Origin of the sequence: Marinifilum sp. RC60d5, from assembly GCF_052400665.1 — a bacterium.
Lineage (GTDB): Bacteria > Bacteroidota > Bacteroidia > Bacteroidales > Marinifilaceae > JBQTGK01.
Map to the genome: position 1 here is coordinate 1 of NZ_JBQTGK010000013.1, position 12,831 is coordinate 12,831.

At 35.4% G+C, this 12,831-nt stretch carries 7 protein-coding genes; 1 reads left to right on the plus strand and 6 read right to left on the minus strand.

Annotated features, from left to right (window positions below; genetic code table 11):
* The 3 genes from ACT3CE_RS17015 to ACT3CE_RS17025 all read right to left on the minus strand — a co-directional run.
* The coding region (locus ACT3CE_RS17015) for a hypothetical protein (RefSeq protein ID WP_444710976.1) at positions 1–4,985 on the minus strand (4,985 nt) is incomplete at its 3' end.
* Between the two features lie 325 nt (positions 4,986–5,310).
* Positions 5,311–6,036, minus strand: coding sequence for a pseudouridine synthase (locus tag ACT3CE_RS17020; protein WP_444710977.1), 726 nt, complete (start codon positions 6,034–6,036; stop codon positions 5,311–5,313).
* Positions 6,037–6,138: 102 nt separating this feature from the next.
* Positions 6,139–6,678, minus strand: a complete 540-nt coding sequence (locus tag ACT3CE_RS17025) for a carbonic anhydrase (protein ID WP_444710978.1) — start codon at positions 6,676–6,678, stop codon at positions 6,139–6,141.
* Positions 6,679–7,062: 384 nt separating this feature from the next.
* On the opposite strand from ACT3CE_RS17025, the gene ACT3CE_RS17030 reads away from it, so the two are divergent.
* Positions 7,063–7,779, plus strand: coding sequence for a hypothetical protein (locus tag ACT3CE_RS17030; RefSeq protein WP_444710979.1), 717 nt, complete (start codon positions 7,063–7,065; stop codon positions 7,777–7,779).
* 4 nt (positions 7,780–7,783) lie between these two features.
* On the opposite strand, the gene ACT3CE_RS17035 is transcribed toward ACT3CE_RS17030, so the two are convergent.
* The 3 genes from ACT3CE_RS17035 to pbpC form a co-directional block, all read right to left on the minus strand.
* Entirely contained in the window at positions 7,784–9,127 is a 1,344-nt protein-coding gene (locus ACT3CE_RS17035; RefSeq protein ID WP_444710980.1) for a hybrid sensor histidine kinase/response regulator, read from the minus strand.
* Between the two features lie 120 nt (positions 9,128–9,247).
* Positions 9,248–10,294, minus strand: a complete 1,047-nt coding sequence (locus tag ACT3CE_RS17040) for a CNNM domain-containing protein (protein WP_444710981.1) — start codon at positions 10,292–10,294, stop codon at positions 9,248–9,250.
* 77 nt (positions 10,295–10,371) lie between these two features.
* Positions 10,372–12,669, minus strand: a complete 2,298-nt coding sequence (gene pbpC / locus ACT3CE_RS17045; protein ID WP_444710982.1) for a penicillin-binding protein 1C — start codon at positions 12,667–12,669, stop codon at positions 10,372–10,374.
* Between the last annotated feature and the right edge of the window lie 162 nt (positions 12,670–12,831).

Genomic DNA, 12,831 nt, shown 5'->3' on the forward strand with positions numbered 1-12,831 from the left:
TCATCAGTAGCGGAACAACCATTGGCGTCAGTCACGACTACTGAATAATTACCGGAAGTTGAAACTGTAATTGTCTGGCTTGTTTCTCCTGTCGACCATAAATATGTTGAACCTGCATTGCCTGCGTCTAAAGTAATGGTAGTACCTGTACAAGTTTCCTGATCAGCTCCTAAATCCACAACTGGATTCGGGTGAACTGTCACATTTACATCATCTATAGCGGAACAGCCATTGGCGTCAGTCACGACTACTGAATAATTACCGGAAGTTGAAACTGTAATTGTCTGGCTTGTTTCTCCTGTCGACCATAAATATGTTGAACCTGCATTGCCTGCATTCAATGTAATGGTACTGCCTGCACAAATTTCCTGATCAGCTCCTAAATCTACAACTGGATTCGGGTGAACTGTTACATTTACATCATCGCTTGCTGAACAACCATTGGTATCAGTCACGACTACTGAATAGTTAGCACTTACATTTACTGTAATTGTCTGGGTTGTTTCTCCTGTCGACCATAAATATGTTGAACCTGCATTGCCTGCATCCAATGTAATGATAGTACCTGCACAAGTTTCCTGATCAGCTCCTAAATCCACAACTGGATTCGGGTGAACTGTTACATTTACATCATCAGTAGCGGAACAACCATTGGCGTCAGTCACGACTACTGAATAGTTAGCACTTACATTTACTGTAATTGTCTGGCTTGTTTCTCCTGTCGACCATAAATATGTTGAACCTGCATTGCCTGCGTCTAAAGTAATGGTAGTACCTGTACAAGTTTCCTGATCAGCTCCTAAATCCACAACTGGATTCGGGTGAACTGTTACATTTACATCATCAGTAGCGGAACAACCATTGGCGTCAGTCACAACTACTGAATAATTACCGGAAGTTGAAACTGTAATTGCCTGAGTTGTTTCACCTGTCGACCACAAGTAGCTTGAACCTGCATTGCCTGCATCCAATGTAATGGTACTGCCTGCACAAGTTTCCTGATCGGTTCCTAAATCTACTACTGGATTTGAATGAACTGTCACATTTACATCATCTATAGCGGAACAGCCATTGGCGTCAGTCACGACTACTGAATAATTACCAGAAGTTGAAACTGTAATTGTCTGGCTTGTTTCTCCTGTCGACCATAAATATGTTGAACCTGCATTGCCTGCGTCTAAAGTAATGGTAGTACCTGCACAAGTTTCCTGATCGGTTCCTAAATCTACTACTGGATTTGAATGAACTGTCACATTTACATCATCTATAGCGGAACAGCCATTGGCGTCAGTCACGACTACTGAATAATTACCGGAAGTTGAAACTGTAATAGCTTGTGTTGATTCACCGGTATTCCACAAATAGCTTGCTCCTGCATTGCCGGCATCCAATGTAATGGTAGTACCTGCACAAGTTTCCTGATCGGCTCCTAAATTCACAACTGGATTCGGGTGAACTGTTACATTTACATCATCGTTCGCACTACAACCATTGGCGTCAGTAATTGTTACTCTATAATTTCCGCTTGCAGAGACTGTAATTGCCTGTGTTGTTTCTCCTGTCGACCACAAGTAATTTGAACCTGCATTGCCTGCATCCAATATAATAGTAGTACCTGCACATGTTTCCTGATCAGCTCCTAAATCTACTGTTGGATTCGGGTGAACGGTTACATTTACATCATCGCTCGCACTACAACCATTGGCGTCAGTAATTGTTACGCTATAATTTCCGCTTGCAGAGACTGTAATTGCCTGTGTTGTTTCTCCTGTCGACCACAAGTAGCTTGAACCTGCATTGCCTGCATCCAATGTAATGGTACTGCCTGCACAAGTTTCCTGATCGGCTCCTAAATCTACTGTTGGGTTTGGGTGAACTATTACATCTACATCATCAGTAGCTGAACAGCCATTGGCATCGGTTACGACTACTGAATAGTTACCAGATATCGATGTTAAAATCGCTTGAAGAGTTTCTCCATTACTCCAAAAATAAGTAGATCCCGGAAGGCCTGCATCTATCATAACATCAACACCATCACAGGTTTCCTGATCCGGACCTAAATCGACAATAGGATTTGAATGAACCGTTACGTTAACATCGTCGCTACCATTACAACCGTTAATATCGGTAACAATTACCGAATAATTACCAGTTGTTTTTACAATTATAGATTGAGTTGTTTCCCCTGTATTCCAAAGGTAACTTCCACCAGAATAATTTGCATCTAAAATAATTGAATCTCCCTGACAAAATTCACGATTTACTCCTAAATCAATAGCTAAATTTGCATTGATATCCACACGAAGTGTATCTAAATCGGGATCGGTACATGGAATAATTGGCTGAACACTCAATTCAAGTTCAACATATCCATTAGCAATATCGGATAATCCAGGTGTATATGTAGCATTTAGATTTCCGGCGTTATCAAAACTTCCATCGCCTAAAGTATTCCAAACAAAGGAAGAAGCATTTTCCACAGACCCATTAAGAGAAACTGTTCCTGCTTCGCAAATTATAAGATCATCTCCAGCATCAGCAACAACATGTTGGATTACTGTGACTGTAACATCCAATGGCATTTCGGACAACTTGAACATACTAATTCCATCAAAAGCGAAAGCATTACCTGTTCCTGTTGTTGATGTATTATTAATTTGAATATTAAGCTGAGTTTCTGTATCAGAATACACCAATGTTTTATATTCTTTCCAATCACATGGATTATCAGTGCTAAACTGTAGAACAACACGTCCGTTAATTATTAATTCAAATTCGTCGGAGCTACTATTTTTCAGGTTAGTAACATTTAAAGAGAAAGTATAATAACTGTCTGTATCAACATCGATATCCTGTTCCCAAACAGTACTATTTACATTTCCACCTTCAACCACTAAAACATTATCGTTAGAGTTTCCTGTAACACCACCACAATTACTTTTGTCAGAACCAAAAGCATCTGTATCATCATCAATTGTATATTTACTACTTCTATTACGACATGACCTATAATAGGTCCTAGAACAATAGTAATAATCACTTTGAAAACCGATATTACCCAGAGTAAAATCACCATTATTAACAAGTTCCAGTGTTTTATCAACATAAAACAATCTTAAATTGTAGGTTGTTGTTGAATCGGGAGCAACTACAACACGTGAAGATAATCCATCTACATCCCAGTTAAACAAAAAATCGTTACCAGCATAAAGTTCTACAGATTCATCTCTACAAATAATTGTATCGTTAAGCGTAACATCTGGGATAGTTCCAGACACACTAGTAATATTAACCATATCCATTGCCGAACAGCCATTAATATCCATAACCCTAACAGCATAAAGACCAGGTTTGTCTATATTCAAATATCTACTCCTAGATCCATCATCCCATATATACATAAAATGATTACCAGCATCAAGTGTAATTACATCTCCATCATTAAGAACCTGATCTGGGCCTAAATCTACGGTAGGAGGAGGAACTAAATTAACATTTACATCATCGGTAGCATCACAACCGGATGAATTCGTTACTGTTACAGAATAATTACCCGCGTTATAAACAATTATTTCCTGAGTTGTTTCTCCAGTACTCCATAGATAGGTAGCTCCAGAGATACCTGCATCTAAGACTACAGGCTCACCTGTACAAACAGTTTTATCGGGACCAAGATCGATAGTAAGATTCGGATAAAATCCAACATGAACTGTATCTGCCTCAATACATCCGTAGGAATTTGTTACTTCTACAGAATAATCACCATCGGTAGATACAGTAATGGTTTGAGTCGTTTCTCCTGTATTCCATATATAAGTAGATCCCGAATTACCAGCATCAAGAAGATAATCTCCACCATCGCATGAGGCCTGATTATCGCCAAACCCAATAACAGGAACTGGATTAAAATTTAATCTTAAATCATCGCTAACAGCTCCGCACGGAGAATTTGAATTGGCATTTGCAGTAATTATTACCGAACCGTTTGCAACATCGTTTACTCCAGGAACATAATTAGAACTTAGACTTGTAGAATTAGTGAATACACCGTCGCCAGAAGTAGTCCAATAAAAACTTGAATAATTAGAAGCTGATGCTGAAATAGAGGCAGAAATATTTCCACAAATGGTCTGATCTGCCCCAGCATCAACAATTGCAGGATCAATAACATTCACAATTCTGGTATCCGGAACTTCGACCAAAGGATTAAAAGAAATACCATCTAATGCATAATCGTTACCACTCCTAATTAAGTTTTTATTTACAATAGATATTTCTATTGATGTTTTTGCGTCAGAATACCATAAAGAATAAAACTCTTCCCAATTACAAGTTAATCCAGAACTGGGTTCTATATAATCGCCCATTAAAACACCGTCAATCATAAATTCGAGTCTGGCCGGATTGGTTGGATGAACATTTGCAGCCCAGGTTGAAAATGCATAATATTGATTTGGGTTTACTGTAATTGTCTGACTCCACACAACAACATCCTCATCGGGTGCTCCATTAACAATCAAAAAATTATCTGGAGAATTCCCTGTATTCCCACTGCACGCAGAAAAATTTGCATGATATTCGTTAGGATTATCATCTACAGCATATCTTCCTTCCTGCCATAATGATTGGGAATGAGCATGATTTGCTGAAGAAACTGAAGGATCAGGACAATATACATATTCACTATAAAAGCCGGAATTTCCTTTTTCAAAATCGCCATTGTCGATTAATTCTGTTCCTGTATCAGGGATAAAAACACGTAAACTATAAGACGTAGTTGTTAATGGCGATACCGAAATCCTTTTAGATAAAGCTCCGGTACTCCAATTATACATGTATGAACCTGCTTTGGCTTCGAGCTCAACAGATTCTCCAACACAAATTGTTGTATCACTAGACGGTCGTACAATTTGAGCTTTTCCAAAATAACAACTAAATACAATAATCGACGTAAAACAAAAAACACGTAAAATTTTATCCATCTGTTCTCCTTTTAAAACATCATCTCCACAATCCCCAACGTTAAAGTTGTTTTTGACGAAAAACTATTTTATATACTTTAACTACGTAAATTTACTGATTAAAGTTCAATTATTTCATGTCAAGCCCCTATGATTTTCAATAAAAACATCCAACATACTGAATATTAGAACATTTAAGATACTCTCATTTTTTATTAAAAACGAGATTAAATAAGAAAAAACCAAGTACAACAAACAGAAATTCAAGACATAAGAATCCCACACCTAAGACCATTTAAGGCTTACAGTACTATTTTAAAGAATAAAAAGAGAAAAGTGTGATTATTTAAAAACTATCGTGAGTTTTAAGAGAATCTTCACAAAGAGCAAGCAGATCCTTTAACTCTTTTTTAGTAAACGAACGATACTTACCAGGCTTTAAATTCCCTAGTGAGATATTCATAATTCTTAATCTTCGTAAGGATGTAACTTCGTATCCTAAAAATTCACACATTCTACGAATCTGACGATTTAATCCCTGAGTCAGGATAATTTTAAAGGTATAATTATTTACTCTGGTAACGCGACATTTTTTTGTGACTGTATCGAGAATAGGAACTCCATTACTCATTTTCTTAATAAAATCGGAGCTTATCTTTTTATTAACAGTTACAATGTACTCTTTCTCGTGATTATTTCTGGAACGAAGAATTTTATTTACAATATCACCATCATTGGTCATAAAAATAAGGCCATCGCTTGGCTTATCCAATCTACCAATTGGAAATATTCTTTCCGGATAGTTGATATAAGATATGATGTTTCCTTTAATTCGAAGATCGGTAGTACAAGTAATCCCAATGGGTTTATTAAAAATCAAATAAATATTACGAGCTGTTTTGGTAAGTACTTCTCCCATTACCGATATTTCATCCTCACGGGTAACTTTTACACCCATTTCGGCAAGTTTACCATTTACTCTTACCTTCCGTTTTTCAATTAGCTTATCAGCTTCTCTTCGCGAACAGTATCCAGTCTCTGCAATTGCCTTATTTAATCTTGTGTATTCCATTGGGTGTTAATTTTAAATTCAATCGAACAATGAAGGAATTAAAGTGGGGCAAAAGTACGGCATTATTTTTAAATGATAATATTTTTTCGAATCTCTGTTCAACTATTCTTCTATCATGTACAATTTATTGTCATCAACATTATAAAACAATGGAGCAACAATAATTTTAGGATATTTAACTCTCAACCTTTTTGCTTCGGAAACCACAAAATCGATAGCATTCCCAATTTCAAACATAGGCGCGAAATTATTGAAGTGCTCTACAGCCTGATCCATTGTCCAACCAGCTTGTTTAACTAGTCCACCAATAAACTGCTCCTTTTTCGAATTCAAGTTCACCATTCCGCAGTTATTGTGTCCTATCAAAGCAATGTGCTTTATGCCACCCACCGAAATTGCATAGGAAACTTTAAATTCACTATATCTTAAATTTGCTCCCCCAGTTCTAATAATATATGAAAAATTCTCAGGAATATGAAGATGTTTCCTATGATCCATACACATTCCCACTAAAAGCTGGGCTTGCTGATAATCAGCATAAGGTCGGTTTAAATTATGAAATTCAATTAATAAACTAATAGGCGTATTCTGATATTCTGGTAATATATCATTAAACTTTATAATCTTTATTAGTTGGCTCATAGTTCTGTAAAAATTGTGGTTGTAGAATAATATTAAAGATAAGTAAACGAATGACATCTACAAATCAAAGTCATTCCCTAAAATATAGAAGACTCAGAAACTATAAGTCTGAAATATAAGATGCTATATTACGAAAAACATCTAGAATCCTGCATTTGAAAAAAAATTCGAAAATATTTCCTGATACTACATTCATATTTAGTTAGGATAAAGATACATATAGCTTGTAAATTACCTATGCCAATTATGCTCAATTTTTGTAGATAAAAACAAGTAGATTTTTCCTTAAATCAAAACATTCCCACAAACACAAAATTTAACAAGGCAATATTCACCAACTTAATCCGTTTTAGAACAATACTTTAAACAAATACATTCACATTCATGCTACACACAACAACAAACACTCATATAAAATATTATTTTATCTTATTATTAATTGGCATTAGTCTATCTTCAATTGCACAAGAGCAAACTAAATTTAAAGAAAAAACAGATTTTCAGTTTACTGCCGGACTTAACAGAGGATTTGGCTTAGGCGTTAATTTATTATTTAACGATCCTGCTAAAGAATTTCCTCTTGACATTAGACTTGGACTTGGATACACCTGGCTAAAACCAGGAAGTTCCTCTGCTGCAAGAAAAATTTTCATTAACAATGCAAGCAATGGTGTCCCCGAAGAAAAAGGACATAACATCGATCTTCGCTTAGATTTTCTAAAAAAGATCACAATACTAGATAATCAGGATTCTTACGGATATTTTGGCCCAAGGTACTCCTCTTTCAAAGGAAATTTTAAATATGTAGGCGGCAACGAAGATTTTGATATCACAACAAAACAATATGGTTTGGGCGCAGGTATCGAAAGTCGTTATAATATATCTTCGAATGTAAAATTGGTAGTAAGTGCAGGATTAGATTATTTTTTCGATGCAAAACTTCAGGGACATGATACATCGTACTCGCCCAATAATGATAATACCAATGCCCGAACAAATAACACTACTGATGAACAATTTCGTTATAAAGACGCCGATAAAGCAATAGACCAACCCGGTTTTATGCCTCGCATAATGTTTGGAGTACAAATGGATTTATAAAAAACTAATTTAAATTTTGAAAATTCTCTATCAGAGTTAATATGTCTGTTTTTTTAAATGGTTTTGCGATATAATCTGTACATCCAGCTTCGATTGCTTTTGTTCTTTCATCGCTCATTGCAAAAGCTGTTTGGGCAATTATAGGCACATTTTTATTAAACTCACGAATTTTTCCTGTTGCCTCATAACCACTCATCAAAGGCATTTTTATATCCATTAGTATAAAACTTATTTTCGGGTTCTTTTTAAATAAATCAACAGCCTCAACACCATTACATGCTCTTATAATTTCCAGCCCGGCATTTTCTAATATTGTTAATAAATAATAGAAATTCGTATCCTCATCCTCGGCTACTAAAATGCAATTTTTATCAGGCATAACACAAGGTTTCTCCACTTTTTCAGATAAACCTTTGATTTCCTCAGCTTTTTCGAAAGGAATTGTAAAATAAAACGAAGAACCATTCATATGATTTGGCTCAACCCATATTTTACCTTTCATAACATCCAAATTTCCACGACAAATTGCCAAACCCAAACCTGCTCCACCAATAGTTTTTGTCGTTTCAATTTTTGCCCTTAAAAAGCGATCAAATATTTTCTCTTTCATTTCTGGATCAATTCCAATACCACTATCTTTCACATAAAACAATAGCTGAAAATCATTTAATTCGTAACCAAATTCCACATTTCCTTTTTCTGTAAATTTTTGAGCATTACTCAGCAAATTATTTAATATCTGACGAAATTTTACATCATCAGTAATAATTTTCAATCCCTCTTTTACGCCTTTATTTAGTTGCAAATTAATTCCTTCTTTCAAGCTAACGGAATAAACGTCATAAAACTCATCTAAAACTGCATTTACATCAACAACATCTCTTTCAAGAATAATACTTCCGGTTTCAATCAAAGATAAATCTAACACATCATTTACCACATGCAGCAATTGATCTGAGCTCTGAGTTAAAATGTTTAAGTATCTGTCTCTCTGCTCTTTCGTTATATTACTATTTCTAAGAAGTGCGGCAAAACCAATAATTCCATTCATGGGAGTACGAATTTCATGCGACATATTTTGTAAGAATGCGGATTTTAATTGCTCACTTTCTCGGGCTTTTAATTCGGCATCCCGTATTTTGATAAGATGTTTTTTCAATAAATAATAAAAAAACCAACCTGTAATTAACACATAAAACCAGCCTTTATAAGTTTGAATAGTAGTTAAATAATCTTTATCTGAAATAAATGCATTTAAAATCTTATCAGAAAATAATATCCACAAACATCCAATTAATAAATATCCAATAAAAAACTTATACTCAAATTTTAACAGCAGTTTCTTCACAATTTTAATTTTATCTATCAGCAAATCGTTATACCATTTATTACAGGTATACTCTTAAAAATAGTCAATTCTAAGAACCAACACAACTACTTACTATAATAGTATTAAAAACAAATAAAATCACTCTTTAAATACATTATATTTCACTTGACGTTGTTTCCATCTTTCCCGCGCATATTGCTGCATATTTTCAATTTGATCATGCTCATCGAGAATTTCAAGTCCTAGTAATGTTTCAATAATATCTTCCATTGTTACAATACCATCCATTCCGCCATATTCATCAACCACCAGTGCCATGTGTTCTTTTCGGTTTAGCAAATTATCCCAGGTGTTTAATATAGTCTGAAATTCGGGAACAATAACAATCTTACGAGCTATATCTTTTAAGCGTAATTTTTCTTCTCCCTCGGCAAGCTTCTCAAAAACCTTCTGCCTCAATACATAAGAAGTTATATTATCAGTATTTTTAGAATAAATAGGAATACGGGAATAGTACAAATATTCCTTTTTACTCATAAACTCTTTTAAGCTCATATTTTCGTCAGCAATAGCAACAACAACTCGTGGAGTCATTATTTTAGTAACATTTATATTCCTTAATCGGATTAAGTTTTGAATAATTCGATTTTCTTTCTCCTCAAAAACACCTTCTTTCGTTCCAATTTTTGCCATTACGGATATTTCTTCTCTACTAATACTTCCGCCTTCCTGTTTGTTGGATAGTAAGCGAGAAATATAACCCGTTAACACCACCAAAGGATAAGTAATAACTACCATTCCGTTAATAATTAAACCTGAAGCAATAGCCAATCTTCTCCAATATATTGCCCCAATTGTTTTGGGAATAATTTCCGAAAATATCAATATCAGGAAAGTCAGTACTGCCGATATTACACCAAAATAAACTTCTCCAAAAAGTTGAGTTGCCTGAGCTCCTACTCCTGCAGCCCCAATTGTATGAGCAATTGTATTTAATGATAAAATTGCAGAAAGAGGTTTCTCAATATTCTCTTTTAGTTTAATAAAAGTATTAACTGATTTTATTCCCTCCTCCTTTTTCACTTCTAAAAAAGATTGTGGAGTCGATAATAAAACTGATTCCATAACAGAACACAAAAATGAAACAAAAAGAGCTAGAAATAAATAAAATAAAAGTAAAACCATTTAATTATATGAATTAATAAAGCATGTAATTTACCAAAAAACACAGGGATTTAAAACTGTTTTCTCCTAAGAATACTCTAATTATTGTGAACAACGGACCTTGCATTTTTCCCAACAATAGTAAATTTCTTGTACAATGTACTTCCCTGTTCATCTACAAAAGTAAGAAGATGTTCTCCTTCGGCAGGACTCAGTTCCATTTGGTGAATACCGCAGGTGGTTCCAATAAATTTACCATCTAAATGCCAATACACCTCCATATCCGAATCGTGATGTGCCATTTCGAATACAATTTTCCCTCTGCTTCCATCCAGATTTACCGGCACAAAAATTCTATCGTTCCCTTTTGGATATACTAACTCCATGGCTTGTGCTTCTATAGTCAGGCAGTCATCCCGAAAAGGCGGTAATGGCCTATAAAGTGGATTTCTTTTTTTATAATACCATTCCATTGCGGGGGGCAGCACAAACCACGATTGATGTATCATATTACTCACCTTTTCGCAATTAGAATTAACCCGAAAGCTTTTTGACTGATCTAAATGCACCAAACGATGATAAGGACAGACTTCAGTTTTCAAACCCTGCTTACAAATCCATAAAGAATCTGTTTCTTCACACCATCTTCCGGCCCGGTATCCACTTTTTCGACATATCGGCACTAGTTCCATTTCATCAAAAGGCTGTTCGAACCATTCGCTATCTGGCAACATACCAAAAACATCGAACATTACCGGAGCTGCAACACTTACACCAGTTAGACCAGGTCTTCCCTCACCATCAGCATTTCCTACCCAAACGCCAACAACATATTTTGAGCTTGTTCCTATGGCCCAGGCATCGCGAAAACCAAAACTTGTTCCTGTTTTCCATGCAATTTTCTTTGATGATGAAAATGATTTCCACCCATTTTCTGCATCGGGACGATTCACCTCTAATAAAGCCTCGTAAGTTTGATAAATTGCCGATGCTTTTACAATAGATTGAGAAACCGTTTTACCACGATCAAATTTGCTATCGATATAAACCGGATTTGCAATATCATTCAAAAAGTAACTAGAATTAAAATGATTGTAATGGTTTAAAATTCGAGTCATACTTGCATACATACCACACAAATTCCACAAGTTTCCTTCTGCACCTCCTAAAATTAATGATAAGCCATAATGGTTGGCAGGTCTGTTTAAGGTATTCATCCCAAATTTCTTTAAAAAGAAATGAAATCGCTCTACTCCATAATCTCTTAACATGCGAACCGAAGGAACATTTAATGAACGAGCTAATGCCCTTTGAGCTGGAACAGCTCCATCGTATCTTAAATTAAAATTTTTAGGAGAATAACCTGCAATTTGAGTAGGAATATCAGGTACTAAAGTATTGGGTAATATCTCCCCCTGACTTAACATATTTGCAAATAAAAATGGCTTTAATACGCTTCCAGTACTGCGAGGGGCACGAATAATATCTACCTGATTGCCATGATTTTCTTTTCCCAATTTTTCGGTATTCCCAAGGTAAGCAATGGCTTCTCCGCTTTCTACCTCTAAAACCAAAACAGCCAGATTATGAATTTGATTGCCTTCGAGATTTATCTGATGTTTTTTTACAATTCTATTTACTCTTTGCTGCAAATTATATTGAATTGAACTCGTCACTTTCTCGCCTTTATAATCAGCATGTACTCTATCGAGCAAATGAGGTGCTACCCTAGGAAGGTGATGAATCTCTCTGGGAATTTCTTCTAATTTTGCCAGCTCACAACTCGTTGAGTCGATTATTGCAAGGGAACGCAACTTATTAAGTAATCGATTTCTTTTAATCCGTAATTTTTCACTATTTTTTCCCGGATAAATTAAAGAAGGAGCATTGGGTAAAACTGCAAGAGTTGCAGCCTCGGCCCATGATAACTCTTCAGCGGTACGTCCAAAAAAACGCCATGCGGCAGCATCTACACCAACCACATTTCCGCCAAAAGGAGCGTGAGATGCGTATAATGCCAAAATCTCCTTTTTCGAATATCTTAACTCCAGGCGCAATGCTAAAAACATCTCGATAAGCTTTTGATATACCGTTCGTGCTTTTCCCTTTCTGGATATTCTAATCAATTGCATACTAATAGTACTACCTCCACTAACAATCTTGCCTGCTTTAAAATTTTGTATCATTGCCCTGCCCACCGCAATAGGGTTAATTCCCGGATGAGAATAAAAATACTGATCTTCGAAAGTTAAGAGTGCCTTCTCAAATTTTTTGGGGGTGCTATTTAATTCAGGAAAACGCCATTGTCCGTCATCGGCTATTCTGGCACCCATTAAATACCCATCATTACTATAAAGAATTGTAGATGTTGGATCCTTAAATAATTCTGCTGGCAAGGAAAACCAAAAAAGAAAAGACAGCAGAAAAAATGCCAACAATAACATGCGGCATTTTCGGGATTGGCAATATTTATTTTTCTTACTAAACAATTTCTATATCACTAAATATTTTTAATTATTTAATCAACATTGTCACATTAAATAATCTGGCAAGTTTCA

Excerpts from the sequence above, each read along its gene's own strand:
- ACT3CE_RS17020 (WP_444710977.1), bottom strand. The coding sequence starts at position 6,036 with ATGGAATACACAAGATTAAATAAGGCAATTGCAGAGACTGGATACTGT.
- ACT3CE_RS17025 (WP_444710978.1), bottom strand. The coding sequence starts at position 6,678 with ATGAGCCAACTAATAAAGATTATAAAGTTTAATGATATATTACCAGAA.
- ACT3CE_RS17030 (WP_444710979.1), top strand. The coding sequence starts at position 7,063 with ATGCTACACACAACAACAAACACTCATATAAAATATTATTTTATCTTA.
- ACT3CE_RS17040 (WP_444710981.1), bottom strand. The coding sequence starts at position 10,294 with ATGGTTTTACTTTTATTTTATTTATTTCTAGCTCTTTTTGTTTCATTT.